This is a genomic window from Bradyrhizobium algeriense (assembly GCF_036924595.1).
GTDB lineage: Bacteria > Pseudomonadota > Alphaproteobacteria > Rhizobiales > Xanthobacteraceae > Bradyrhizobium > Bradyrhizobium algeriense.
The window spans coordinates 216,995-241,593 of record NZ_JAZHRV010000001.1; the positions used below are offsets into that span (position 1 = coordinate 216,995).

22 protein-coding genes, 1 other RNA gene and 2 pseudogenes are annotated in these 24,599 nt (G+C 63.8%); 11 read left to right on the forward strand and 14 right to left on the reverse strand.

Going from position 1 to position 24,599, the window contains the following annotated elements; translation table 11 throughout:
- Positions 1-62: 62 nt before the first annotated feature.
- Positions 63-245: pseudogene (locus V1286_RS01030) on the forward strand (transposase); the annotation flags it as partial.
- A 200-nt stretch (positions 246-445) separates the two neighbouring features.
- On the opposite strand, the gene V1286_RS01035 reads toward V1286_RS01030, so the two are convergent.
- The 8 genes from V1286_RS01035 to tkt all read right to left on the reverse strand — a co-directional run bounded on the left by V1286_RS01035 (position 446) and on the right by tkt (position 9,918).
- On the reverse strand, positions 446-1,240 hold the full coding sequence (locus V1286_RS01035) for an inositol monophosphatase family protein (RefSeq protein WP_334477017.1): 795 nt from the start codon (positions 1,238-1,240) through the stop codon (positions 446-448).
- A 38-nt stretch (positions 1,241-1,278) separates the two neighbouring features.
- Positions 1,279-2,445, reverse strand: coding sequence for a tetratricopeptide repeat protein (locus tag V1286_RS01040; protein WP_334477018.1), 1,167 nt, complete (start codon positions 2,443-2,445; stop codon positions 1,279-1,281).
- A gap of 9 nt (positions 2,446-2,454) precedes the next feature.
- Entirely contained in the window at positions 2,455-3,180 is a 726-nt protein-coding gene (locus V1286_RS01045) for a thiamine phosphate synthase (RefSeq protein WP_334477019.1), read from the reverse strand.
- Positions 3,181-3,182: 2 nt separating this feature from the next.
- Positions 3,183-4,220 carry a class I fructose-bisphosphate aldolase gene (locus V1286_RS01050; RefSeq protein ID WP_334477020.1) on the reverse strand — a complete coding sequence of 346 codons (1,038 nt, stop codon included), beginning with the start codon at positions 4,218-4,220 and terminating at the stop codon, positions 3,183-3,185.
- Positions 4,221-4,344: 124 nt separating this feature from the next.
- On the reverse strand, positions 4,345-5,412 hold the full coding sequence (gene fba, locus V1286_RS01055; RefSeq protein WP_334477021.1) for a class II fructose-bisphosphate aldolase: 1,068 nt from the start codon (positions 5,410-5,412) through the stop codon (positions 4,345-4,347).
- A gap of 50 nt (positions 5,413-5,462) precedes the next feature.
- Entirely contained in the window at positions 5,463-6,659 is a 1,197-nt protein-coding gene (locus V1286_RS01060; protein ID WP_108514218.1) for a phosphoglycerate kinase, read from the reverse strand.
- 126 nt (positions 6,660-6,785) lie between these two features.
- Entirely contained in the window at positions 6,786-7,793 is a 1,008-nt protein-coding gene (gene gap / locus V1286_RS01065) for a type I glyceraldehyde-3-phosphate dehydrogenase (RefSeq protein ID WP_108514217.1), read from the reverse strand.
- Between the two features lie 139 nt (positions 7,794-7,932).
- Positions 7,933-9,918 carry a transketolase gene (gene tkt / locus V1286_RS01070; protein WP_334477022.1) on the reverse strand — a complete coding sequence of 662 codons (1,986 nt, stop codon included), beginning with the start codon at positions 9,916-9,918 and terminating at the stop codon, positions 7,933-7,935.
- A 288-nt stretch (positions 9,919-10,206) separates the two neighbouring features.
- Between tkt and V1286_RS01075 the strand changes: the two genes are divergently transcribed.
- Together V1286_RS01075 and V1286_RS01080 are read left to right on the forward strand one after the other, a co-directional pair.
- Complete coding sequence (locus tag V1286_RS01075; RefSeq protein WP_334477023.1) at positions 10,207-10,527, forward strand: DUF4164 domain-containing protein; 321 nt, start codon at positions 10,207-10,209, stop codon at positions 10,525-10,527.
- On the forward strand, positions 10,524-10,907 hold the full coding sequence (locus V1286_RS01080) for a cell division protein ZapA (protein WP_247518535.1): 384 nt from the start codon (positions 10,524-10,526) through the stop codon (positions 10,905-10,907). Before V1286_RS01075 ends, V1286_RS01080 begins: the two co-directional genes overlap by 4 nt.
- An 81-nt stretch (positions 10,908-10,988) precedes the next feature.
- On the opposite strand, the pseudogene V1286_RS01085 reads toward V1286_RS01080, so the two are convergent.
- Positions 10,989-11,380: pseudogene (locus V1286_RS01085) on the reverse strand (endonuclease domain-containing protein).
- A 249-nt stretch (positions 11,381-11,629) separates the two neighbouring features.
- On the opposite strand from V1286_RS01085, the gene ssrS reads away from it, so the two are divergent.
- The 4 genes from ssrS to V1286_RS01105 all read left to right on the forward strand — a co-directional run bounded on the left by ssrS (position 11,630) and on the right by V1286_RS01105 (position 14,051).
- Positions 11,630-11,790, forward strand: a non-coding RNA gene (ssrS, locus tag V1286_RS01090) — 6S RNA.
- Positions 11,791-11,981: 191 nt separating this feature from the next.
- Positions 11,982-12,557, forward strand: coding sequence for a 5-formyltetrahydrofolate cyclo-ligase (locus V1286_RS01095; protein ID WP_334477026.1), 576 nt, complete (start codon positions 11,982-11,984; stop codon positions 12,555-12,557).
- 3 nt (positions 12,558-12,560) lie between these two features.
- On the forward strand, positions 12,561-13,382 hold the full coding sequence (locus tag V1286_RS01100) for a TIGR00282 family metallophosphoesterase (protein WP_334477027.1): 822 nt from the start codon (positions 12,561-12,563) through the stop codon (positions 13,380-13,382).
- Between the two features lie 27 nt (positions 13,383-13,409).
- Positions 13,410-14,051 carry a hypothetical protein gene (locus V1286_RS01105; protein ID WP_334477028.1) on the forward strand — a complete coding sequence of 214 codons (642 nt, stop codon included), beginning with the start codon at positions 13,410-13,412 and terminating at the stop codon, positions 14,049-14,051.
- Between the two features lie 27 nt (positions 14,052-14,078).
- Here the strand turns inward: V1286_RS01105 and V1286_RS01110 are convergent, their stop codons facing one another.
- The 5 genes from V1286_RS01110 to V1286_RS01130 all read right to left on the reverse strand — a co-directional run bounded on the left by V1286_RS01110 (position 14,079) and on the right by V1286_RS01130 (position 21,514).
- Entirely contained in the window at positions 14,079-16,286 is a 2,208-nt protein-coding gene (locus V1286_RS01110) for a xanthine dehydrogenase family protein molybdopterin-binding subunit (protein ID WP_334477029.1), read from the reverse strand.
- Positions 16,287-16,291: 5 nt separating this feature from the next.
- Positions 16,292-17,308, reverse strand: coding sequence for an FAD binding domain-containing protein (locus V1286_RS01115; protein WP_334477030.1), 1,017 nt, complete (start codon positions 17,306-17,308; stop codon positions 16,292-16,294).
- Positions 17,305-17,820 (reverse strand): (2Fe-2S)-binding protein, encoded by a 516-nt coding sequence (locus tag V1286_RS01120; RefSeq protein ID WP_334477032.1) that lies wholly within the window; start codon positions 17,818-17,820, stop codon positions 17,305-17,307. Before V1286_RS01120 ends, V1286_RS01115 begins: the two co-directional genes overlap by 4 nt.
- Positions 17,821-18,212: 392 nt before the next feature.
- Positions 18,213-19,637, reverse strand: coding sequence for a methyl-accepting chemotaxis protein (locus V1286_RS01125; RefSeq protein ID WP_334477034.1), 1,425 nt, complete (start codon positions 19,635-19,637; stop codon positions 18,213-18,215).
- Between the two features lie 107 nt (positions 19,638-19,744).
- Positions 19,745-21,514 carry a methyl-accepting chemotaxis protein gene (locus tag V1286_RS01130; protein ID WP_334477035.1) on the reverse strand — a complete coding sequence of 590 codons (1,770 nt, stop codon included), beginning with the start codon at positions 21,512-21,514 and terminating at the stop codon, positions 19,745-19,747.
- A 201-nt stretch (positions 21,515-21,715) separates the two neighbouring features.
- On the opposite strand from V1286_RS01130, the gene V1286_RS01135 reads away from it, so the two are divergent.
- The 4 genes from V1286_RS01135 (at position 21,716) to V1286_RS01150 (ending at position 24,554) form a co-directional block, all read left to right on the forward strand.
- Entirely contained in the window at positions 21,716-22,462 is a 747-nt protein-coding gene (locus V1286_RS01135) for a YebC/PmpR family DNA-binding transcriptional regulator (RefSeq protein WP_334477037.1), read from the forward strand.
- Positions 22,463-22,921: 459 nt separating this feature from the next.
- The gene (ruvC, locus tag V1286_RS01140; protein WP_334477038.1) at positions 22,922-23,449 is read left to right on the forward strand and encodes a crossover junction endodeoxyribonuclease RuvC; all 528 of its coding nucleotides are present in this window, start codon (positions 22,922-22,924) and stop codon (positions 23,447-23,449) included.
- Entirely contained in the window at positions 23,446-24,063 is a 618-nt protein-coding gene (ruvA, locus tag V1286_RS01145; protein WP_334477040.1) for a Holliday junction branch migration protein RuvA, read from the forward strand. Before ruvC ends, ruvA begins: the two co-directional genes overlap by 4 nt.
- Positions 24,060-24,554 carry a hypothetical protein gene (locus V1286_RS01150; protein ID WP_334477041.1) on the forward strand — a complete coding sequence of 165 codons (495 nt, stop codon included), beginning with the start codon at positions 24,060-24,062 and terminating at the stop codon, positions 24,552-24,554. The genes ruvA and V1286_RS01150 overlap by 4 nt, the downstream gene beginning before the upstream one ends.
- The last annotated feature ends 45 nt before the right edge of the window (positions 24,555-24,599 follow it).

Genomic DNA, 24,599 nt, shown 5'->3' on the forward strand with positions numbered 1-24,599 from the left:
GTGGGAAGGAGGAGCACTCAGCCACGCAATACCAATCCGCGCGTCAGTGAACATAGCGATTCAGCGAACATGAGTGGACCGCCATTAAGCCGATGTTGCCAAACAAGCCGCGCGGCGTTCGGCGAGTAGATGACCGCCGCGTGCTCGATGGCATCGTTCGGGTCCTGCGTTCAGGTGCGCCATGGCGCGACCTGCCGGCGACCTATGGTCCCCGCACGACTTGTTACAATCGCTACCTTCGGTGGATGATGGTCTTGTCGCGCTGATTTGCCCGACGTGTCAAATGTCTACTTCGGCACCGGCGAGTGCCGGCTACTGTGCATGGGGTTGTTTTCAATATTTTGGCTGGGAGCGCCGAGGCCCCTCCGTGTCCTTTCGTCGCCTCCGGAAGGCTGCATCACCCGATCGCGGATGATGCGACGGCGCGTGGTTTGGGACCGTCGCCCTATTTTCCCAGCGGCCCGAGTATCTTCACCAGCTCGCCGTGCACGAACTCGTTGCCGCACACTACGTGCCCCGTCTTCAGCGCATCATCCTTGCCGTCGATGCCCGTCACCGTCCCGCCCGCTTCCCGCACCATGATCTGCCCCGCCGCGATATCCCAAGGCGAGAGATTGCGTTCCCAGTAGCCGTCGAGGCGGCCGGCGGCGACGAAGGCAAGGTCGAGGGAGGCGGCGCCGAAGCGGCGGAAGCCGGCGACCTTGTTCTGCAGCGCGGCCATTTCGTTCAGTGCCAGTTGGTGGTCGCCGCGGCCGATATGCGGCAGGCCGCAGGCGACCACGCATTCATCGAGCCTGCGGCGGCCGGCGACGCGCAGCCGCTGGTCGTTGAGGAACGCGCCCTTGCCGCGCTCGGCGATGTACAATTCGTCATTGGCGGGATTGTAGATCACGCCGGCGATGATGGTGTCTTCGCGCCGCAAGCCGATCGAGATCGCAAATTGCGGGATGCCGTGCAGGAAGTTGGTGGTGCCGTCCAGGGGGTCGACGATCCAGGTGTGGGTCTTGTCGGCGCCTTCGCGGCTGCCGCCTTCCTCGCCGATGAAACCGTAGCCCGGCCGCGCCTTGGCGAGGTCCTCGTACAGCATTTCCTCGGCGCGCTTGTCGGCCTTGGTGACGAAGTTCGCCGGCCCCTTCAGCGACACCTGCAGATGCTCGATCTCGCCGAGGTCGCGCTTGAGGCTGCGGCCGGCGCGGCGCGCGGCTTTCACCATGACGTTGATAAGGGCTGAGTAGAGCATGATGCGAGCTTATGGTGTGAGGGAACGGCGCAATGCCGTCAGGGTTTAGGGACTGGGTGCCCTGCTGATATGCCGCCGTCAAGGCGTGATTTGTCGGCGGTTCCGGTCCATTTGCGCGCCGCCGCCTCGGCCTTGGCGCGATCCTCGGGGCTGAGCTCGGCAAGCAATTCGTCCAGCTTGGGGTCGCCCTTGCCGGCAGTCTTGGCGACGAGATGCCATTTGAAGCCCTCGACCTTGTCCGGGGGTGTGCCCACGCCGTAGATCAGCAGCCAGGCCAGCCGGTTTTGCGCGACCGGGCTGTTTTGCCGGGCGGCTTTGCGCAAGAGCGCGACCGCGGCCGGCTGGTTCTTTGGCGTGCCGGTGCCGTTGAACAGCGCGATGGCGTATTCGACCTCGGCATCGACATTGTCGGCCAGCGCAGCCGCCTGCAGCAGCCGCACCGCCCGCTCGATGTCCTTTGGCACGCCGGTGCCCTCCTTGTAGAAGGTCGCCAGCGCGTATTGCGCTTCCGGATTGCCGGCGTCGGCTGCGACGCGCAGCAGCTCGGCGGCGCGCCGGGTGTCCTGCGGCAGCGTGTTGCCGTCGAGATAGAGCAGCGCCAGATTGTAGGCCGCCTTGGGGTTGCCGAGCTTGGCCGCGGACGCCAATAGCTTGACCGCCTGTTCGCGATTGGTGGGGCCGCCGCGGCCCGCCAGCCGCATCATGGCGAGCGCGAACATGCCCTCGCGGTCGCCGGCGTCCGCCGCGCGCTGGTACCACTCGACGGCCTTCGCATAGTTGCGCTTGATGCCGAGCCCGTTGGCATAGAGTTCGCCCAGCATCGTCATCGCCTTGGCGTCGCCGTTATATTGCGCACGCGTGGTCGCGAGGTCGAAGGCCGTCTTGTAGAGGCCGCGCTGATAGGCGCCGTAGACGCTGTCGACGTTCGGGTCCTCGAACGCGGCCGTCGGCGAGGGCGAGGGCACAGGCGTTGCTGCGGGCTTGGTCGTTACCGCAGGCTTGAGCGGCGCCGACGGCGTCGGCGTCGGTGTCGCAGCAGGCTGTTTCGTTGCGGCCGGAGCCTTTGGTTTGGGCGCCTCCTTTTTCGCCGCCGGAGGGCTCGCAGGCGGCTGCGCGGCAGGCGGCGTCAGCGAGATCTGCGCGGTGGCGCCGGTCATCGTCATCAGCAAGCCCGCAAGCAGCGATATGGGACGCAGGGGTTTCATGGTCCGGCGTTATCCGTGCCCGGCCTTGTCCGTGCCGGTCTTCTCAGTGCCGGTCTTCTCAGCGCCGGTCCTGGCTTTTCCGAACGCCGCTTCGTACGCTTGCGCGATCGCCTGTCCGGCATCGGTCAGCGCCGCCTTGGCGCCGCACGGGTCGGCCCAGATGAAATCGCCGACCAGCACGAAATCCGCGCCGGCGGCTGCGAATTCGAAAGCCTCCTCGCGCGAGGCGGCAAAGCCGATGCAAGGCGGCTCGAACAGTTCGTCCCACCATTGCAGGCGCTCGGCAATCGCGTCCACCGAGGGCCGCTGGCCCTCGGCGTCGGGTTCGCCGAACAGCACGTAGTCCGCGCCCCGTTCGCCCGCGGCCATCGAATCGTGCCGCGTAGCAAGGCCGCCGACGCCGGCAATGCGGTCCGGCTTCAGCGACGGCAAGGCATCCTCCAGCGCGGCGATGCCGTTCAGATGCGCGCCGTCGGCGCCCGCGCGCGCCACCAGTTCGACATGGCCGTCGAGCAGCAGCGCCGCGCCGGCATTCTGGATCACGGGCGCCAGTGTCTTCACACGCGAAATCATGGTGCGCTGGTCGGTCGGCTTCAGCCGCAGCAGCACCGCCGCGATGTCGGCCGCTGCCAACAGCTCCGGAAGCATGCTTGCGAGCTGCGACGGATCGTCGACCTCTGATGTCGCGAGATAGAGGCGCGGCGCCGGGCGCGGCGGAACAGGTTTATTAGCCAAGTCTAGGCGACCTTCTTTTCAAGGCCGGTTTCCCACTCGCCCTTGCTCGCCAGCGCATTCATCCGCGCACGGTGCGTGAAGGCGCGCTGGCCCGCGGCGATGTTCTCGGCCTTACCCGACCACGCCTTTTGCGGCGCCGCCTGCAACGCCCGGCCATAGGAGAAGGTCAGTCTCCAAGGCAAACTGGAAGGGAGGCCGCCGATCCGGTTCATCGCGTTTAGATGCGCGGTCGCATCCTCATCGGATTGTCCGCCGGAAAGGAAGGCGATGCCCGGCACGGCTGCGGGAACACACGCCTTCAGGAGACGAACAGTCTTCTCGGCGACTTCCTCGGCGGAAGCCTGCTTCGCGCACTTCTTGCCTGAAACGGCCATGTTGGGCTTCAGCACCATGCCTTCGAGTTCGACGCGCTGGACCCGCAATTCCTGGAACGTCTCGTTCAGCACACGCTGGGTGACGTCATAGCAGCGGTCAATGTCGTGATCGCCATCCATCAGCACTTCTGGCTCCACGATCGGCACGATCTGCGCCGCCTGGCACAGCGCGGCATAGCGCGCCAGCGCGTGCGCGTTGACGCTGATCGCGGTCATGGAGGGGATGCCCGCGCCGATGTCGATCACTGCGCGCCATTTGGCGAAGCGCGCGCCGCGTTCGTAATATTTCTTCAGGCGCTCGGCGAGCTTGTCGAGACCGACGGTGACCAGTTCGCCCGGACATTGCGGCAGCGCTTGCGTCCCCTCATCGACCTTGATGCCGGGGATCGCGCCGGACTGCTCGATCAGCTTGACCAGCGGCGTGCCGTCCTTCGCGTTCTGCCAGATCGTCTCGTCGTACAGGATCACGCCCGAGACGTACTTGCTCATCGCCTCGGTGGAGCGGAACAGCATCTCGCGATAGTCGCGGCGGTTCTCCTCGGTCGATTCGACCTTGATGGCGTCAAAACGCTTCTTGATCGTGCCCGAGGATTCGTCGGCGGCGAGAATGCCCTTGCCCGGGGTGACCATGGCGAGGGCAACCTTGTTGAGGTCAGCAAGATTCATCGAAGTTCTCCAGAAACATCATGCCCTTGCGCACCAAAATAGGCGGTTCTCGGGCAATTGCCTAGAAAACGTTCGTCGCAGCGGGGGTGTTTGCGAGGCGCGGGCGGCCGCTCAGGCGATCTTGTCAGGCGATCTTGGGGTCCAGCTCACCCTTGCTGTACCGCTTGGCCATTTCGGCCGTCGTCAGCACCTTCTTGATCTTGCTGGCCTGGCCTGCGGTATTGAATTCCTGCAGCCGCTGCTTGCACAGCTTGGCCATGGCTTCCATCGCGGGCTTGAGATATTTGCGCGGATCGAACTCTTCCGGATTGTCCTTCAGCACCTTGCGGATCTGCCCGGTCATCGCCATGCGGTTGTCGGTGTCGATGTTGATCTTGCGTACGCCATTCTTGATGCCGCGCTGAATTTCGGACACCGGCACGCCCCAGGTCGGTTTCATCTTGCCGCCATTGGCGTTGATGATTTCCTGCAGGTCCTGCGGCACCGAGGACGAACCATGCATCACCAGATGCGTGTTCGGCAGCTTGCGATGGATCTCCTCGATCACCTTCATGGCGAGGATGTCGCCGTCCGGCTTGCGGGTGAACTTGTAGGCGCCGTGTGAAGTGCCCATCGCGATCGCCAGCGCGTCGACTTTTGTCTCCTTGACGAACTTCACGGCTTCATCGGGGTTGGTGAGCAACTGGTCGTGCGACAGCTTGCCTTCCGCGCCGTGGCCGTCTTCCTTGTCGCCCATGCCGGTCTCGAGCGAGCCGAGCACGCCGAGCTCGCCTTCCACCGAGATGCCGCCGAGATGGGCCATGTCGGTGACGGTCTTGGTCACGCCGACGTTGTAGTCCCAGTCGCCGGGCGTTTTGCCGTCGGCCTTCAGCGAGCCGTCCATCATGACCGAGGTGAAGCCGGCCTGGATCGCGGTCATGCAGGTCGCAGGTTCGTTGCCGTGATCGAGGTGCACGCAGACCGGAATCTGCGGATAGATTTCGGTGACAGCGTCCATCATGTGGCGGAGCATGACGTCATTGGCGTAGGAGCGCGCGCCGCGCGAGGCCTGGATGATGACGGGAGCATCGAGCGAAGAGGCGGCCTCCATGATGGCCAGCGCCTGCTCCATATTGTTGATGTTGAAAGCCGGCACCCCGTAATCGTGCTCTGCCGCATGATCGAGCAGTTGACGCAAGGTAATGCGAGCCATTCAAATTCTCCTGTATTTGCCGCGCCTTTGGCGCTCCATTAAATCTTGGCTTAACGCTGCTTCAGAACTTCCACGCCAGGCAGCGGTTTGCCTTCCATCCATTCGAGAAACGCGCCGCCGGCCGTCGAAACATAGGAAAAATCGCCTGATACGCCGGCCTGGTTCAGCGCCGCAACGGTGTCGCCGCCACCCGCAACCGAAATCAGTTTCTTCGCCTTGGTACGCTCTGCCGCGTGCTTGGCCGCAACCACCGTGCCGCGGTCGAACGGCGTCATTTCGAATGCGCCGAGCGGGCCGTTCCAGACCAGCGTCTTGGCGTCGTCGATCGCGGCGTGAATCCGCGCGGTCGATTGCGGGCCGACGTCGAGGATCATGCCGTCGGCCGGAATGGCGTCGAGCCCATAGGCGTGCGAGGGCGAGTTGGCCGCGAAGTGATAGGCGACCACGGCATCGACGGGCAGGATAATGGCGCAGTTCGCGGCACTGGCCTTTTCCATGATGCGCAGCGCGGTCGCCGCGAGATCTTTCTCCGCCAGCGATTTGCCGACGCCGACGCCTTGCGCGTGCAGGAAGGTGTTGGCCATGCCGCCGCCGATGACGAGGGCATCGACCTTGCTGACGAGGTTTTCCAAGAGGTCGATTTTGGTCGATACCTTGGCGCCGCCGATGATCGCGATGACCGGCTTGGTCGGCGCTTCCAGCGCCTTCTCAAGCGCAGTGAGTTCGGCCTGCATGGTGCGGCCGGCATAGGCGGGTAGCTTGTGGCCAAGGCCTTCGGTCGTAGCATGCGCGCGGTGCGCGGCCGAGAACGCGTCGTTGACCCAGATGTCGCCGAGCTTGGCGAGTTCGGCTACGAACGCGGGATCGTTCTTCTCTTCCTCTTTATGGAAGCGGGTGTTTTCCAGGCAGAGGATGTCGCCATCCTTCATGGCGGCCACGGCCTTGGCGGCGGCCTCACCGATGCAGTCGTCGGCGAAGGCGACCGGCTTCTTGATCACCTGCCCAAGCGCCGCGGCGACGGGTTTGAGCGAATCCTTGGCGTCGCGTCCCTTTGGCCGGCCGAAATGGGCGAGCAGGACGACCTTGCCGCCCTTGTCCGAAATTTCGGTGATGGTCGGCGCGACGCGCTCGAGCCTGGTCGCGTCGGAAACGCGGCCGTTCTCCATGGGCACGTTGAGGTCGACGCGCAGCAGCACGCGCTTGCCCTTCACGTCGACGTCATCGAGGGTGCGGAATGTTTTCGACATTGGCGCTCTCTTGTCCCGGGCGCACGGCGGCGCGAAGTGCCGCTGTGCTGAACCGGGACCTACACTGGATGGGTCCCGGCTCTGCGTCGCGCCACTTCGTGCCGCGCCGCGTCCGGGACACGAGACTTACAGCAGCTTCCCCATCGCCACGGCGGTGTCGGCCATGCGGTTGGAGAAGCCCCATTCATTGTCGTACCAGGACATCACGCGCACCAGCGTGCCGTTTTGCACCTTGGTCTGGTCCTCGTGGAACGTCGACGAGTGGGGATCGTGGTTGAAGTCGATCGAGACGTTCGGCGCGGTGGTATAGCCCAAGATCCCTTTGAGCTGCTGCTCGGAGGCGCGCTTCATCGCCGCGTTGATTTCCTTCACATCGGTGGCGCGCTTGGCGACGATCTTGAGATCGACCACCGAGACGTTCGGGGTCGGCACGCGGATCGCGACGCCGTCGAGCTTGCCCTTCAGTTCCGGCAGCACGAGGCCGATCGCCTTTGCAGCACCGGTCGAAGTCGGGATCATCGACATCGCCGCTGCGCGGCCGCGATAGAGATCCTTGTGCAGGGTATCGAGCGTCGGCTGGTCGCCGGTATAGGCGTGGATCGTGGTCATGAAGCCGGTCTCGATGCCCACGGTGTCGTTCAGCACCTTGGCGACCGGCGCGAGGCAGTTGGTTGTGCAGGAGCCGTTGGAGACGATCAAATGATCCTTGGTCAGGGTGTCATGGTTGACGCCGTAGACGATGGTCGCATCGGCGTTCTCGCCAGGCGCCGATATCAGGACGCGCTTGGCGCCGGCGGTCAGATGCGCGGAGGCCTTGTCCTTGGCGGTGAAGATGCCAGTGCATTCCAGCGCGATATCGACGCCGAGGGCCTTCCACGGCAGCTTGGAGGGATCGCGCTCGGCGGAAACCTTGATCTTGCCGTTGCCGAGGCTGAGCGAGTCGCCGTCGACGGTCACGGTGCCGGGGAAGCGGCCATGCACGGAATCGAAGCGCAGCAGGTGGGCGTTGGTCTCGACCGGGCCAAGATCGTTGATCCCGACCACCTCGATATCCTTGCGGCCGGATTCGGCGATGGCTCGCAAGATATTGCGGCCGATGCGGCCAAATCCGTTGATCCCGACGCGGATTGCCATGCTCGTTTCTCCTCTAATAGCCGGTGCCGGCCCCGCGGAGACGTTCCACGGAGGTGCTTACGGCGGAACGCCCGGTTCGGCCGGGCGGGAACGGTCAAGATGGGGTCTAGGTAGTCCTTTTTCCCAGCAATCTCAACCGTCAGCCCAAGCGCTTCAGGGCAGCGTTAACGACGGTCTCGGCGGTAATTCCGAAGTGCCTGAAAAGGTCCTTGGCGGGCGCGCTGGCACCGAAACCGTGCATGCCCACGAATTCACCATCCGGGCCGATCACGGCATCCCAGCCCCAGCGCACCGCGGCCTCGATGGCGATCTTGACCGGGGCGTTGCCGATGATGGCCTTCCGCCGGTCCGCCGGCTGTGAAAGCAGCAATTCGAGCGAGGGCACCGAAACCACCCGCGACGCGATGCCGCGTTCCGCCAGCTGCTTCTGGGCGGCCACCGCGATTTCGACCTCGGAGCCCGAGGCGAACAGAGACACCTTGGCGTCGCCCTGCGCCGCGACCAGCTCATAGGCGCCATGCGCGCAAGGATTGTCGTTTGGCGCTGAGGTGCGCAGTTGCGGCAGGTTCTGGCGGGTCAGCGCCAGCACGGTCGGGCCGTCGATACGGTTGAGCGCCAGCTCCCAGCATTCCGTTACCTCGACGGCGTCGCAGGGCCGGAACACGCGCATGTTGGGAATCGCACGCAGCGCGGCGAGGTGTTCGACCGGCTGATGCGTCGGGCCGTCCTCGCCGAGCCCGATTGAATCATGGGTCATCACGTAAACGACGCCGTTGCCCATCAGCGCGGCCAACCGCATCGCAGGCCGCGCGTAGTCCGTGAACACCAGGAAGGTGGCGCCGTTCGGCGCAAAACCGCCATGCAGGAAGATGCCGTTCATGGCCGCCGCCATGCCGTGCTCGCGGATGCCGTAATGGATGAAGCGGCCCTTCGGCGTTTTGGCGGAGAACGCCACCGCCGATTTCGCCTTGTTGTTGTTGGAGCCGGTGAGGTCGGCGGAGCCGGCCAAAAATTCCATCGGCATCGCTGCTGCGATCGCCTCGATGGCGGATTCGGATGATTTCCGCGTGGCGACATTCTGGGGCGTTTCCAGCAGCGCCTTCTTGTGCGCGCGCAGCGCCTTCGCGAGCGAAGCCGGCCGTTCGTGCCGCATCCGCCGCTCGAACTCGGCGCGCTTGCGGCTGCCGAGTTCGTCGAAGCGGGCCTGCCATTCCTCGCGCGCGGCAGCGCCGCGGCTGCCGGCCGCACGCCATGCTTTCAAGACATCGTCGGGTACGGAGAACGGCTCAAGCGAGATGCCGAGCTTTTCCTTGGCGCCCTTGAGTTCGTCGGCGCCGAGCGCCTCGCCATGGGCTTTCGCCGTGCCGGCCCGAGTCGGCGCGCCGTAGCCGATGGTGGTCTTGCAGGCGATCAGCGACGGCTTGTTGGATTTCTGCGCGCGGGTGATCGCGGCTGCAATCGCCTTCGGATCTTGGCCGTCGATCAGCTCGGCCGCCCAACCCGCGGACTTGAATCGCTTCACCTGGTCGACCGAATCGGCGAGCGAGGTCGGGCCGTCGATCGAGATGCCGTTGTCGTCATACAGCACGATCATCTTGTTCAGCTTCCAATGGCCCGCCATGGCGATCGCTTCCTGCGACACGCCCTCCATCAGGTCGCCGTCGGAGGCGAGCACGTAAGTGTGATGCCCGACCACCTTCTTGCCGAACTCGGCTGCGAGCATCTTTTCCGCCAGCGCCATGCCGACCGCGGTGGCGATGCCTTGGCCGAGCGGGCCGGTGGTGGTCTCGACGCCGCTGGTCTCGAAGTTTTCCGGGTGTCCCGGCGTCTTGGAGTTGAGCTGGCGGAAATTCCTGATCTGGTCGAGCGTCATGTCCTTGTTACCGGTCAGGTACAGCAAGGCATAGAGCAGCATCGAGCCGTGTCCGGCCGAGAGCACGAAGCGGTCACGGTCCGGCCAGGTCGGATCAGTTGCGTCGAATTTGAGGAACTGTGTGAACAGCACGGTCGCGACGTCGGCGGCGCCCATCGGCAAGCCCGGGTGGCCGGATTTCGCCTTTTCGACGGCATCCATGGCAAGCCCGCGAATCGCATTGGCCATACGGGTATGATCGACCTGCGTCATGATGAAAATCCGCCTGAAATGAGGTGCTTGGTTGCGGTACGTACCGGGCGAAAGGCCGCAATACGGGCGTGGATTAGGGGAAAGTCGGGGCTGGATAGCACCTCAATCCCCGTGAGTCCAAGGCGAGGAAACGCCCTTTTGGTGCGAAAAGTTGCTTAGCAGTGCATAGCTTCGCGCGGGCGTTGCGATTCGCTCGCTTGCCACGTAAATTTCGTGCTCTAACCGCTTGCCGAACCGCGGATTTTGCTGCCGTGCGGCGGGCTCACGCGAAGGTGCGCGCTGTCTCTCATGAGCGATCGTCACACTAACGGTGTCGGCAATGCCGAGCCGGTCCAAGTCGACATCGACGCCGCCACACGGCGCCTGATGCTGGCGCTCGATGCGCTCGAGGCGGCGGCGGAACGGCGACGCGACGCCGACCGCGACGAGAACGAGCTGGCGAGCCGGATCCAGGCGCTCGGCGCCGATCGCTCGCGGCTCGCCGACGAACTCGACGGCTCGCTGGTGAAGACGCGGCGGCTGGAGCGCACCAACCGCGAGGTATCAGAAAAACTGGATGTCGCGATCGGCACCATCCGTGCGGTGCTCGATGCCGGAGAGGATGAATGAGCCACATCAACGTCACCATCAACGGCCGGCAGTATCGCATGGCCTGCGAGGAAGGGCAGGAAGTGCGGCTCCTAAAACTCGCCGAGAGCCTGGAAACGCGGGTCGGCGAGTTGCGCGGCAAGTTCGGCGAGATCGGCGATGCGCGCCTCACGGTGATGGCGGCGCTCACCGTGTGCGACGAACTGCTGGATGCCAACGCCCGCATCCGCGCGCTGGAGGGTGAACTCGAAACCCTGCGCAACGTTCGCGTCGCCGCCGCCGACCGCGCCAAGGCCACCCAGGTCGCAGTCGCCAACGCACTCAACGCCGCCGCCGACCGCATCGAGAAGACCACGCAGATGCTCAACCGCACCATCGGCAGCGGCGTCGCGATCGGGTGAAGCCCACCGTTACCGCTGGCTTCTTCTTACCCTCCCCTGGAGGGGGAGGGTCGCCGCGCAGCGGCGGGGCGGGGTGAAAGTCTATCGTCGTCGGAGGTGCTTCAGTGGAAAGGCCTCTGCTTCACGGGAGCCATACAGCTCCACATGAATCCGTTCGAGCACCGCATTCAGATCACCGGTTACATCGGAGTTCCAGAAGCGGATAACGCGGTATCCTTTTCGAGCCACGCTTGACGTTCTCTGTCGTGCTTGGCAGTTGCGTCGTCGTTGTGATGCCCGCCATCGAGCTCAATGACCAGACGCTTTGCCGGACAGAAAAAGTCTACGACGTAGCGGCCGATCGGTGCTTGCCGCCGGAAATGTGTGCCTTCGATCGGCAGTTCTTTTAGCGCACGCCAGAGCGTGCGCTCGCGCGGCGTCGTATTGGCCCGCAGTTTCTTGGCTGCTGCGCGGCGGATTGCGGTTGAAATCATTGCCTGTCGTGCTCGCGGATAGATCACCGCACCCCGTTCGCATTGGCGCTGCTGCGCATCGCCAATGCGAGCGACCCTCCCCCTACAGGGGAGGGTGAAGCAGAGCGCAATCTAAAGGAGAATTACAAATATCTCCACCTCGAGATCGCTCGTTCGTATCGAGCCTTGCGCCTCACGCGCCCGGGGATGACGAAGAAGGCCTATCGGTAACCGCTGGCGGATTCGGTCCGTAACCCCTACATTGGTTCCGCGAAGCTGCGTCGTGCGTCAGGAGCCATATATCCCCGGGGCCTTATCGATCCTTTAGGGAACTGTCCCTGGCCGGGTCCGTGGATCCGGGCATATGGTGCCCACCTACTTTCGTAGGGAACTCCGGGATCGAGTGCTTCAACGGCGTTCGCGGCTTCGCACTTTGATTTTGTCGGTCGGTTTGATTCCACGTTTTTCGGTGCATTGCCGTCTGCTGCGGCGTGCCGAGCCGTAGCCCGGATGGAGCGAAGCGCAATTCCGGGACAGGGTTTGTTTGGTTGCGAGATGGTCCCCCGGATTTCGCTTCGCTCCATCCGGGCTACGATTGCTCTGGAATCGGTTCATTCATCGCATGACCGCAACTCCGTCGAAAGCCGACCTCCGCTCCGCCGCGCTGGCGAAACGCGATGCGTTGAGCGATGAACAACGCGCGACCTCGGCACAAGCCATGGCCAAGCGCGGCGTGCCGTTCACGATTCTGCCCGGCATGGTCGTGTCAGGCTATTCGCCGATCCGCAGCGAGATCGATCCCGCACCCTTGATGCGCAAGCTCGCCGAGCAGGGCGCGAAGCTGGCGCTGCCGGCGGTGATGGCGCGCGGAAAATCGCTGGCGTTTCGCGCATGGTCGCCCGACGATCGGCTGATGATGGGGCCGCTCGGTATCCTCGAGCCGTCGCCGGCCGCCGTCGAACTCATTCCCGATATCATGCTGGTGCCGCTGGCGGCGTTCGACCGCGAGGGCCACCGTATCGGCTATGGCGCAGGCCATTATGACTTCACGCTCGCCCATTTGCGTAAAGTGAAGGCCATCACGGCTGTCGGCATCGCCTTCTCGTTGCAGGAAATAAAAGCTGTTCCCGCGCTGCCGCACGACGTGGCGCTGGATTATGTGCTAACGGAAAAGAAAGTGTTCGATTTCCGGAGCTGAACTTTGCGTATTCTCTTCGTTGGCGACGTGGTCGGCCGGGCAGGCCGCGCCGCGATCGCGGAATATCTGCCTGGCATGGTCCGTGACTGGGCCCTCGACCTCGTCGTCGTCAATGGCGAGAATTCCGCCGGCGGTTTCGGCATCACCGAGGCGATCTATCAGGAATTCCTCGACGCCGGCGCCGATGCCATCACGCTCGGCAATCACGCCTGGGATCAGCGCGAGGCGCTGGTGTTCATCGAGCGCGCGCCGAAGCTGATCCGCCCCGCGAACTATCCAAGAGGCACGCCGGGCCGCGGCGCGGCGCTGGTCGATACTAAGAACGGCAAGCGCGCGCTTGTTATCAACGCCATCGGCCGCGTCTTCATGACGCCGTTCGACGATCCCTTCGCGGTGCTCAACCGTGAACTCGAGGCCTGTCCGTTGCGCGAGGCGGCGGACGCGATCGTGGTCGACTTCCACGGCGAAGCGTCGAGCGAGAAGCAAGGCATCGGCTTTTTCTGCGACGGCCGCGCCAGCCTCGTCGTCGGTACCCACACCCATGTGCCGACCGCCGATCATCAGATCCTTTCCGGTGGCACCGCCTACATGACCGATGCCGGCATGACCGGCGATTATGATTCCATCATCGGCATGCAGAAGGAAGAGCCGCTGCGGCGCTTCACGACCGGCATTCCCTCAGGCCGCTTCGAACCGGCGGCTGGAGTTGCGACACTCAGTGGCGTTGCGGTCGAGACCGATGATGCCACCGGCCTTGCGCTACGCGTCGCGCCGGTGCGGGCTGGCGGAAGGCTGGAGCCGGCGGTGCCGGGATTCTGGGTCTGATAAATTACCAACGCGGAGAGAATGTCGATGCGCAGGCTGCTGATTGTTGCGCTGGCGCTTTTTGTTTCCACCACAGCCGGTGCACAGACGCTCACCCAGCGGCCGGTTTCGCAAGGCGCGGTGACGCCTGCCGATATGACGGAGCGGCTCGAGAAGGCTGCGTTGCGAACCAAAGAGCAGGCGCCGAAAGGCGCGGCGCGCGGATCGTCGGTCGATTTCTGCTGGCCGTCGAGCGTCGAGGAATACCGGGCCATCGGCAAGTATGTGCTGGTGCTGGTCAGCGTGGTCACCCAGGACGCGGCCGAACTGCCATTGCGCCGGGTCTACGTGACCGTCAACGGCGAGCAGACTGAACTGGTCAGGCTCTCAAGCCAGCGCCGCGATGTCAGGAAAGCATCGACCACGTATCCGATCCTCGGCCCGTTTCGCGAAGATGCATTCTACGTCGCGCCCGCCGGCCTGATGATGAGCGACGGCTTTTTGCAGGCAGACTTCGCGATCCGTCGCAACAATTTCAATCTCTATAAATTGCCGGGCGCGCCGCCGGACTTCGTCAAGGCGGACAACAACCCGATGCCGGCCAGGGATGCGACGCCGAACATGCCGGCGCTGAAGGCGTTGCTGAGGCGCGAGTACCAAGGCTTCGAACTGCCGGCGAGCCTGCGCTAGCCAGCAGCAGCACCAGCCGCGACCGCTTCAATCGAACTGAACCACCTTGTCGAGCGTGATTGGCAGGTCGCGCACGCGCTTTCCGGTCGCATGATAGACCGCGTTGGCGACCGCCGCCGCCACGCCGACGATGCCGATCTCGCCAAGGCCCTTGATGCCGAGTGGGTTGACCATCTCGTCCGGCTCATCGACGAAGATGACCTTGATGTCGTGGATGTCGGCATTCACGGGCACATGGTATTCGGCGATGTTGGCGTTCATCACCCGCCCGAAGCGATGGTCGTAGAGCGTTTCCTCGTGCAGCGCCATGCCGATCCCCCAGACCACGCCGCCCATGATCTGGCTGTGGGCCGTCCTTGGGTTGAGGATGCGGCCTGCGGCGACAGCTTTGACCACGCGCGTCACGCGGATCACTCCAAGTTCCTCGTCCACCTTGACCTCTGCGAAGATCGCGGAGTGGACATTGCGCGCGTGAGACTTGTCTTCGGCGGGCATGTTGGTTTCCTCGCGCGTGATGCGCTCGGCCTTGCCCGACTGCATCGCGCTCGCGATCGAGACCGCACGGTTCGCATCGCGCTTGCTGGCGATCCTGCCATCCACCAGCGCGACGTCGTCTACGCCGGCGCCCGAGAGTGGCGAATCCTTCGTCGCCTTCGCAAGCTCCAGCAAGTCGCCGCGAACCGCGCGGGCCGTGTTCGCGATGGCGTTGCACACCGATGACGCTATCCACGAGCCGCCTTCCACCGGACATTGCGGCAGGGTCGAATCGCCGAGCTTGACGCTGATATTGTCGATGGGAAGGCCGAGCATGTCGGCGGCCACCTGCGCCATGATCGTGTAGGTGCCCGTGCCGATATCGGAGGCGGCCGTCGCGACTTCCGCGTGACCGTTAGCCGTCAGCACGATGCGGACTGTTGCCGGCATCTGCAGCGCTTCCCATACGCCCGATGCCATGCCCCAGCCGACCAACTCGCTGCCGTCCCGCATCGAGCGTGGCTCCGCGTTGCGCTTGTCCCAGCCAAACGCCGCCGCGCCCTGCCGGTAGCATTCGCGCAGTTGCTTGCTGGTGTAGGGAAGGTCCTCGCCCTGATGGCGGTCGGAGTAGCATTGCAGCCGCAGTTGCACCGGATCGGTCTTCAGCGCGATGGCGAGTTCGTCCATCGCGCATTCCAGCGCGTAGACGCCGGTCGCCGCGCCCGGCGCCCGCATGTCGCAGGACGTCGGCAGATCGAGCTTGACGAGCTTGTGCTCGAATTTCGCGTTGGGACTTTTGTAAAGCAGGTTGCCCCAGCCAGTATCGTTGCGCGCGAATTCCTCGAACTGCGACGTCACGGCGATGGCTTCATGCTGCATTGAATCGAGCGTGCCGCTGCTGCTCGCGCCGAGCGCAAGCCGTTCGATGCTCGCCGGCCGGTAGCCGAGCGCGTACATCTGCGCCCTCGTCAGCATGACGCGCACCGGGCGTCTGAGCGCGTTCGCTCCCAGCACCGCCAGCACGACCTGGTATTGCGGACGCAGTCCCGCGCCGAAACCGCCGCCCATATAGGGCGACATGACTCGAACTGCACCCGGTTGCAGCTTGAACACCTTGCAAAGATACTGCTGGACGTTCTGGACGCCTTGCGTCTTGTCATAGACGGTGAGCTGGCCGGCTTCCCATATCGCGGTCGAGGCAAACAATTCCATCGGATTGTGGTGCTCGGTCGGAATGGAGTATTCGGCCGCGTGGCGCACGGCGGCGGACGCAAATGCCTTTTCGGCATCGCCGCGCGGCTTTTCCGGCACGTCGATGGCGAACGCCCTGCTGCGCTCTGCTTGCAGGTCGGTGACGTGTGGCTCCTTTTGGTATTCGATCCTCACCTGCGAGGCGCCGACACGCGCGGTTTCCCAGTCTTCCGCCAGCACCAGCGCGACCGGCTGTCCGGTGAATTGGATCTTGTCGTCGTAGAGCGGGCGGTAGGGCGAACCCTTCTCGGGCGCGACGTCGTCCTTGTAGGCGTCATCCTTGTCAGCCATTGGCGGCCGATTGCGATGGGTGAGCACGTCGATCACGCCGGCAATGCCCAGCGCGCCGCTGGTATCGATGCGCACGATCCGCCCCTTCGGGATGGTCGAATCGACGACGTAGCCGTGGACAAGACCGGGAACGCTGAACTCGCCGGCGTATTTGGCTTCGCCGGTGACCTTGGCCCGGCCGTCGACGCGGGAGGTCGCTGTTCCGATATAGCTTGCCATGGCGCTCACCGTATTTTCTTGTCGGAGATCGACTGCGGCGTTCCCCGCGCAGCCTGACCAAGCGTTCGCACGATGGCGCGCCGCGCCAGGCCGATCTTGAAGTCGTTGTGTCCGTAGCCTCTGGCGCCGTGCAGTAGCCAATCGGCGGCTTGCGCAAATGCAGCCGCGTCGGCGCGTTGTCCGAGCAGGGCCGCTTCGGCCGCTGAACTGCGCCATGGTTTGTGCGCAACGCCCCCGAGCGCCAGGCGTGCCTCCTTGATCGTGTCGCCGTCAAGTTCGAGCGCTGCTGCCACCGATACGAGTGCGAACGCATAGGACAGGCGATCGCGGATCTTCAGGTAGGAGTAGTTCGTGCTGAAACCTTTTGCCGGAAGCTCGATCGCCGTGATGATCTCATCGGGCTCCAGATTGGTGTCAAGCTGCGGCGTGTTATCGGGCAGCCGGTGAAAATCCGCAAACGCAATGGTGCGCGTCCCGGCCGGGCCTGTGACATGCACGGTCGCTTCGAGCGCTGCGAGCGCCACGCACATGTCGGACGGATGCGTCGCGATGCAGGAGCCGCTTGTTCCAAGGATCGCATTGATGCGGTTGACGCCGTCGATCGCCGAGCAGCCGCTGCCCGGTTCGCGTTTGTTGCAGGGCGTTGTCGCGTCGTAGAAATAGAAGCAGCGCGTGCGCTGCACGAGGTTGCCGCCGGTCGAGGCCATGTTGCGCAGCTGCTGCGACGCGCCAGCCAGGATCGACCGTGACAGTAGCGGATAGCGCTGTTCGATCAGGGGATGGTAGGCGAGGTCGGTATTCGGCACCATCGCCCCGATCAGAACGCCGCCGGTGGCAGTCTCCTCGACATTCCTGAGCGGCAAACGCGAGATGTCGATGAGCCGTGTGGGCGTCGCGATATCGTATTTGATCAGATCGATCAGATTGGTGCCGCCCGCAATGAATTTTGCGGAAGGATCTGTCGCGATCTGCTTGATGGCGTCGGCGACGTCGGTTGCGCGCGTGTACTGAAACGGGGTCATGATCGCTCCATCGCCTGCTGAATCGCTGCCACGATGTTCGGATAGGCGCCGCAGCGGCAGATGTTGCCGCTCATGAGTTCGCGAATCTCGTCGGCCGTTCTTGCCTTGCCCTCCGCGATCAGCCCGGCCGCCGAGCAGATCTGTCCCGACGTGCAATAGCCGCACTGAAACGCGTCGTGATCGATGAAGGCCTGCTGCAGCGGATGTAGCTCGCCGTCGCGCGCGAGGCCCTCGACGGTGGTGATTTCGCTGTCTTCCTGCATCACGGCGAGGGTCAGGCACGAATTGATCCGCCGTCCCCCGACGAGAACGGTGCATGCACCGCACTGGCCGTGGTCACAGCCTTTCTTGGTGCCTGTCAGATTGAGATGGTCGCGTAGAGCATCCAGGAGCGTTGTCCATGGTGCGACCAGAAGTTTGACCGGCTTGCCGTTGACACTCAGCGTTACCGGAATTTTCTCGGGCACTGCGGTGATGCGCCTTGCGGGCGCTGCTGTCCCAGAATGCGTCATTCTTCTTCTCCGCCTGCTTTACCGCCTGGGGATGTCATATCCGCGCGTCAGTACGATGACTTTCACCGCTCCGCTTGTCGTGCGCAAAGAAGAGGCTGGATTTCTCAAGCCTGGTTCTCAGCCAATCTACAACCAGCCAAGGCGACGAAGGTTCAAGGAGAGAGAGCGATATGCCAATCCCCGAGCCCGGTGGCATCTCCGATAATCGTGCCATTACGAAAAATCGGACGGGTCTTGCACGTTGGGGCTGCGCATTTTCCATGCAGCCAGCGACGGGCGAAGCGACGCGCGCAATTAGATGAAATGTTTGATTACAACCTGTAGGCCGTGCGGAAGCCACCCCAGTGACGGCTCTCGCACCTCGAGGCCAAGCCACGACAACCGATCATGGGTTAGCTCTGCCGAAAGCCCATCCGGAATGCGCCCCAGTGGCGGCCGCGAATGAAGATCGGTGACGACAGGTCCTTCATCAGCGCGAAATTGCCGCCGCCCATGTCGCGCCGGTAGGTCTGCAGCAGAAACGGTTTTGTGTTCGCCGCCACCTTCTTCACCGCGCGGTCGCTGAACAGGCGGCGGTTGCGGCAATTGGCGTTGTTCCAGACCGGGTCCTTGCCCTGCGGCAGGCGGTAGTTCGGATTGTGGGTCGGCAGATAACCGCCTTTGGCCCAGGCGACGCAGAACACGATGCGCGGATCGCTACTCTGGATCGGATCCTGGATCGAGGGAAGAACGCGGTCGGTGAAGGCGACATAGTCGGTCAGATATTGCTTCGGATCGGTGCCGGCGATCTCGCGATACTTTTCGTCCATCAACTGGTCGGCCGTGATCTCGCCGCGGTCGATCGCGGCCTCGAACTCGGCCGAGATGCGCTTCGCGGTGTCGACGGCGACGCGGATCAGCGGTGCATCCGAGGTCTCGACGCCGCTGTCGGCGATCAGCGCGATCAGGCCTTCGGAGGTCTCGAGCAGCTTTGCCACCTGGTCGTCCGCGTGCTTGAGGTCGCGCGAGGAGAGGTCGACGCCCTTGGCGAGCTCGCTGAGCTCGGTGATAACGGTGTCGCAATGGCCGAGATTGGAGGTCGCAGCCCTGGCGACGCCGTCGATCTCCTGGCCTACGGACGCCACGCCCTGGTGCACGCGCGCGATGATGCCGCTGATCTGCTGTGCGCCTTCACCGGCGCTCTTGGCGCGGAGTGAGGCGTCGCTGCTCTCACTGATCAGGCTGCCGATCTGACCGTCGAGATCGCGCATGGTATCGGAAATCTGCTGCGTGGCCTGGCGAGTCCCCTCCGCCAGGCTCTTCACTTCGCTCGCGACCACGGCAAAGCCGCGGCCGGCGGTTCCGGCGCGCGCCGCCTCGATCGTGGCATTGAGCGCCAGCAGGTTAGTCTGCTTCGCAATCGCCTCGATCGAGCCGGAAACTTTTGCAACCTGCGACAGGGCCGAGCCAACGGCGCTGAGCCGGGCCTCGATGCGGCCGACCGCTTCGACGAGTTCGGCGATGTGCCTGACGGCCGTATTCACCGCGCTGTGCGACTGAACGATTTCTTCGACAGCTGCGGACGTGGTCGATTGCACCGCTTGCGATGCGTTAGCGATGTCGCGGTTGGCCGAGACCATCGTCTCGGCCGTCTTCTGTAAGTGGTGGAACCGCTCCGACTGGTTCGCGACGCGGCTTGCGACCTCCCGGACGTTGCCGGCGATATCGGCAAGTTCCACGCCGAGCCCGCCGATGCGGTCGGCAAGCTGGTCAATGAGTCGTTCGGCCACTGTCTGGTTGGAATGAGTGTCCAGCACTGCACGCTGCACAACGGACATGTTCGAGCTTTCTCCAGTCAGAGCCGACGATCGGCACGCCGCGGCGATCGCATTCCAATTCCAGGTTAGAACTTGATTCGCGCTTTGGCGTCTTGCCTGAGAGCGCACTAGAGCCGATAGGCCGTGCGGAATCCGCCCCAGTGGCGGCCTTTGACGCGGATCGGCACGTCGATCTCGCGCATCATCACCGTGTTGCCGTTGCCCATGTCGCGGGCGTAGCTTTGGATCAGATAGGCGCGCTGGTTGCGCCCGGCGGCAAGGCCTGCCGGATCGTTGAAGATGCGGCGGTTGCGGCTGTTGGCGGTGTTCCAGGTGACGTCGCCCGGCCGCTGCGGATGCGAATAGATCTTGTTGTGCACCGGCAGGTAGCCGTTGGTGTCGATCATGGCGCAGAATGCCATCCGCTTGTCCCTGGCGAGGAACGCTTCCTGAAACGGCGGCAGCGCGCGGTCGGCCCAGTCCAGGATTTTGGTGCGGTACTGCGCCGGGTTACTGCCTGCGATCTCGACATAGTTGGTGTCGAACATGTCTTCCATCGAGATGGCGCCGCTATCGATGCCGTTTTCGAATATCTTCTTCAGCGCCGCGCCGGCTTCCATCGCGCGGGTCACGGCCTCGGTGTTGTCGTCCTGGATCGACCATAATTTGTCTTCGATCTTCTCGGTCAGCGCCGCATCCGGCCTTTCGAACTGCGCGTGCGTGCCGGCCTTCGACCGCTGGACGATGCGAATCCGGCAGGCGCCGATATCCTGCAGCGTCGCGTTGAAGCTCTGGCCCTGCGCCAGCGCTTCCGCGTCTGCCCCGCTGACCAGAAGGCCACCCATGGAAATTTCGTAGACCGGTGCTGATATCGTCCCGCGCGGGGCGGCAATTTCGATCTTGAGGCTGCAGGGCAGCCTTTGGTCCTTGCGGCGGTCCTGGCGGTCGCCTTCTTTCTCTCCCTGCCTCAGCAGCACCGCGCACCGCGACTTGAGCTTCTGCGCGAATGTGGTGACGGCCCGTCCCGCTTGGGCGACGCTTTCGCCATGCGCCTCGGCTTCCTTGGTCGCGTGATCGATCTCGGTGGCGCTGTCGCCGACCGAGCCGATGAAACTGGACGCGGAAGCCGCATTGTCAGCCATTTCGCCTGTGGTCGCGTTCTGCTCGGCAACCGCGCCGTTGACGTTGTCGAATACCGGGCGGATCGCCTCGATCGCCTGCGAGATGCGATGCACGGCGTCGACCGAGCCCGCGGCGTCGCGCTGCAGCGCCTCGATCTTCTTGGTGATCTCTTCAGTCGCGTTCTGGGTCTGCACCGCGAGCGCCTTCACCTCGGTCGCGACCACCGCGAAGCCGCGCCCGGCCTCGCCAGCGCGTGCGGCCTCGATGGTGGAATTGAGCGCCAAGAGCGTGGTCTGCCGCGCGATCTGCGCGATCAAATTGACGACATTGCCGATCGCCGCTGAGGATTCCCGTAAGCGGTCGACATTGGCGCTGGCTTCGCGGGCGGCCTCGCTGGCCTGGTCGGCAAGCTTGCTGGCGTCGCGCACCTGGGAACCGATGCCCTGCGCCGATTGGGTGAACTTGTCGGCGGCGTGCGAAAAGGTGGTCGCGGTGCCCTGGGCGGCGTTGGTCCGGTTCGTCAGGGCATCGGTGCGCTGGCGGATGGTCGACAGCGTCGCAGCCGTCGCCTCGGCGCCGCCGGCGACCGAGTTGGCCGCGCGTTCGAGCTGGCGGATCATCGCGCCAAGTTCGAGCTCCAGCAGTTCAAGGACTGCCTTGGCCGAATCGCCATCGGCAATGACGGCCTCAGTCCCGGCCAAGGCCTGTGGAACCTTGGCTTCAGCGGCAGGCGCAACCGGTTCCGGCACCCGCTTTTTGAACAAACCGAACGCCATGACGTCTCTTGAAAGTTGAGGACAGGTGCGAAATCCTCTCATCCGAGCATGAAATCATGGTTAACAACTGCCTGACATTCCGGCAGGCGGCAGTACTTACATACCCTCATGGGTTCGCAAATCTTTGATTTCGGCCGATTAGCGGCCTATAAGGCCGCGCTTCACCCGCATCCCTCCCGGACGAATCCAAGAGACCCCTGCATGGCCGGCCATTCCCAGTTCAAGAACATCATGCATCGCAAGGGCAAGCAGGATGCCCAGAAGTCGAAACTGTTCGGCAAGTTGGCGCGGGAAATCACGGTGGCGGCCAAATTGGGGACCCCGGACCCGGCCATGAATCCGCGGCTGCGCGCGGCCGTGATCGCGGCACGCCAGGAGAACATGCCGAAGGACAATATCGAGCGCGCCATCAAGAAGGCGACCGGCGGCGACAGCGAGAGCTACGACGAAATCCGCTACGAGGGCTACGGCCCCGGCGGCGTCGCCGTGATCGTCGAGGCGCTGACCGACAACCGCAACCGCACCGCCTCAGATGTCCGCACCTTCTTCACCAAGTCCGGCGGCAATCTCGGCGAAACCGGCTCGGTTGCTTTCATGTTCGATCGCACCGGCGTCATCGAATATAACGCCAGCAAAGCTTCCGACGACGCGATGCTGGATGCCGCGATCGAGGCCGGCGCCGACGACGTGGTCTCCAGCGAAAGCGGCCACGAGATCTACGCCTCGCAGGAAACCTTTCGCGAGGTTGCGAAGGCGCTGGAAGCGAAGTTCGGCGAAGCCCGCAAGGCGGCGCTGACCTGGAAGCCGCAGAACACGGTCGCGGTCGACGACGAGACTGGCGAGAAGCTGTTGAAGCTGATGGACCTGTTGAACGAGCACGACGATGTCCAGAACGTCTACGCCAATTTCGAGATTTCCGACGCGCTGGTCGCGAAGATGGGCGGGTGACCGCGTGATCTATCAATCATGGCACGGCGGCAAAGAACTTTCGCCCAACAGAGGCCGCCAACTGAGGCGGCCTTACTTTTTTGGGAGGAGCCCCAAGACCATCCACTGAACAGGAAAGAGCGGAAAGAACAGGGCGCCCCAGAGGAACCAAGCGCGTGTAGAGCGCCCCTTCTCTGCCGCGTATTTGGCAGTGAAGCGTCCGCTCAAGAACGCTACGGTGAGAACGGGAATCGTGATGAAAACGACCCAGGAGAACATGACGGCTCCTATCGATGCTTCTCTTTGAGCATATAGGATTGGGCTCACGGACGCGACAGAGACAATTCGGACCAAAATCGAATTGGGACGCTCCGAAACTCTACTTGGGACACTTGGGGTTAAATACGGACAGTACGGTTTCGCGGGGATTTCCGTTCTCTTTATGTTTCGTTCACCCGGCTCTGGCGTTATCACTACGCCATGACACCCCCACCGATTCGCCAACCCGTCCGGATCATCGGCATCGACCCCGGCCTGCGCCGCACCGGCTGGGGCGTGATCGAGACCGAGGGCAACCGTCTCGTCTTCATTGGCTGCGGTTCGGTGGAGCCGCCGGACAATCTGCCGCTGGCCAGCCGCCTGCTGGCGATCCATGAGGGGCTCGCCACAATCCTCGGCGATTTCAGGCCGGCGGAAGCGGCGGTCGAACAAACCTTTGTCAACAAGGACGGCGTCGCCACGCTGAAACTCGGCCAGGCGCGCGGGGTCGCCATGCTGGCGCCCGCGATGTTCGGCATATCGGTTGCGGAATATGCGCCCAACCAGGTCAAGAAGACCGTGGTCGGCGCCGGCCACGCCGACAAGAACCAGATCGCGGTGATGCTGAAAATATTGCTGCCGAAGGCCGAGCCGAAATCCGCCGACGCCGCCGACGCGCTGGCGATTGCCATCACGCATGCGCATCACCGCCAGGGCGTGGCGCTGCGGCTCAAGGTGGCGAACCTATGATAGGCAAGCTCAAAGGCCTGATCGATTCCTACGGCGAGGATTACGTGATCCTCGACGTCGGCGGCGTCGGCTATCAGGTGCATTGCTCGTCGCGCACGCTGCAGGCGCTGCCGTCGCCCGGCGATGCCGCGTTGCTGTCGATCGAGACGTACGTGCGCGAGGATCAGATAAAACTGTTCGGCTTCCGCACCGATACCGAGCGCGAATGGTTTCGCCTGCTGCAGACCGTGCAGGGCGTCGGCGCCAAGGTAGCACTCGCGGTGCTGTCGACTTTGCCGCCGGCCGAACTCGCCAATGCGATCGCACTGCGCGACAAGGCTGCGGTGTCGCGCACGCCCGGGGTCGGTCCGAAAGTCGCCGAACGCATCGTCTCTGAATTGAAGGACAAGGCGCCGGCGTTTGCCAATGTCGATCCGACCGTGGTGCATCTTGCTGGCGCGATCGACAACGACCGCGCGCCGCGTCCGGTGACGGATGCGATCTCGGCGCTGGTCAATCTCGGCTACGGCCCGCCGCAAGCGGCGGCCGCCATCGCCGCCGCCTCGCGCAGTGCGGGTGAGAACGCGGAGACGGCGCAGCTTATTCGGTTGGGGCTGAAGGAGCTCGCGAAGTGAGCGACGCGGCGGACAATGTGAGCGATGCGGTGGGGTTTACGCCGAAGACGGCGCTGGTGTTCCTGATCTTTCTCGCAGCCGGCCCGCCGCTCGGCTTCCTGTTGATATGGGCAACGGGAATGATGTTCGGGTATGGCCAGCCTGCCGCAAGCTACGGTCTCTCGGCTTATTTGTGGACGTTCGGCTTCTTTGCGATCGCTTCCTATATTGCCGGCGGTGCGCAGGCGCTGTTTCTGGCCTTCGTGGCTTCGATTGCCCAGGCCGTATCGCGAACCGGATTGGTGCCCTTCCGCCCGGTCTTTCTTGGATCGCTGTTCGTAACCGTGGCATACGCCGTCTTCGTGATGGTAAAAAGCGCGAGTCCGCCGGCCTGGGAAAGGTTGTCGATATTCCTCGTCCTGCATGTCGGCAGCACGATATGGTGCTGGCTGATCTGTAACACGGTGCTGTGGCCGTTTCGCCGCCGCTCAGACCAGCAGGTTCTGGCATGAACGCAATGCTACGCCTGAGCGCCGTTCCGACGATGTCGGCGACAC

Excerpts from the sequence above, each read along its gene's own strand:
- V1286_RS01095 (WP_334477026.1), top strand. The coding sequence starts at position 11,982 with ATGACCGCAACTCCGTCGAAAGCCGACCTCCGCTCCGCCGCGCTGGCG.
- V1286_RS01125 (WP_334477034.1), bottom strand. The coding sequence starts at position 19,637 with ATGTCCGTTGTGCAGCGTGCAGTGCTGGACACTCATTCCAACCAGACA.
- ruvC (WP_334477038.1), top strand. The coding sequence starts at position 22,922 with ATGACACCCCCACCGATTCGCCAACCCGTCCGGATCATCGGCATCGAC.
- gap (WP_108514217.1), bottom strand. The coding sequence starts at position 7,793 with ATGGCAATCCGCGTCGGGATCAACGGATTTGGCCGCATCGGCCGCAAT.
- V1286_RS01080 (WP_247518535.1), top strand. The coding sequence starts at position 10,524 with ATGAGCCACATCAACGTCACCATCAACGGCCGGCAGTATCGCATGGCC.
- fba (WP_334477021.1), bottom strand. The coding sequence starts at position 5,412 with ATGGCTCGCATTACCTTGCGTCAACTGCTCGATCATGCGGCAGAGCAC.
- V1286_RS01105 (WP_334477028.1), top strand. The coding sequence starts at position 13,410 with ATGCGCAGGCTGCTGATTGTTGCGCTGGCGCTTTTTGTTTCCACCACA.
- tkt (WP_334477022.1), bottom strand. The coding sequence starts at position 9,918 with ATGACGCAGGTCGATCATACCCGTATGGCCAATGCGATTCGCGGGCTT.
- ruvA (WP_334477040.1), top strand. The coding sequence starts at position 23,446 with ATGATAGGCAAGCTCAAAGGCCTGATCGATTCCTACGGCGAGGATTAC.
- V1286_RS01050 (WP_334477020.1), bottom strand. The coding sequence starts at position 4,220 with ATGAATCTTGCTGACCTCAACAAGGTTGCCCTCGCCATGGTCACCCCG.
- V1286_RS01115 (WP_334477030.1), bottom strand. The coding sequence starts at position 17,308 with ATGACCCCGTTTCAGTACACGCGCGCAACCGACGTCGCCGACGCCATC.
- V1286_RS01060 (WP_108514218.1), bottom strand. The coding sequence starts at position 6,659 with ATGTCGAAAACATTCCGCACCCTCGATGACGTCGACGTGAAGGGCAAG.
- V1286_RS01040 (WP_334477018.1), bottom strand. The coding sequence starts at position 2,445 with ATGAAACCCCTGCGTCCCATATCGCTGCTTGCGGGCTTGCTGATGACG.
- V1286_RS01135 (WP_334477037.1), top strand. The coding sequence starts at position 21,716 with ATGGCCGGCCATTCCCAGTTCAAGAACATCATGCATCGCAAGGGCAAG.
- V1286_RS01120 (WP_334477032.1), bottom strand. The coding sequence starts at position 17,820 with ATGACGCATTCTGGGACAGCAGCGCCCGCAAGGCGCATCACCGCAGTG.
- V1286_RS01130 (WP_334477035.1), bottom strand. The coding sequence starts at position 21,514 with ATGGCGTTCGGTTTGTTCAAAAAGCGGGTGCCGGAACCGGTTGCGCCT.
- V1286_RS01035 (WP_334477017.1), bottom strand. The coding sequence starts at position 1,240 with ATGCTCTACTCAGCCCTTATCAACGTCATGGTGAAAGCCGCGCGCCGC.
- V1286_RS01110 (WP_334477029.1), bottom strand. The coding sequence starts at position 16,286 with ATGGCAAGCTATATCGGAACAGCGACCTCCCGCGTCGACGGCCGGGCC.
- V1286_RS01075 (WP_334477023.1), top strand. The coding sequence starts at position 10,207 with ATGAGCGATCGTCACACTAACGGTGTCGGCAATGCCGAGCCGGTCCAA.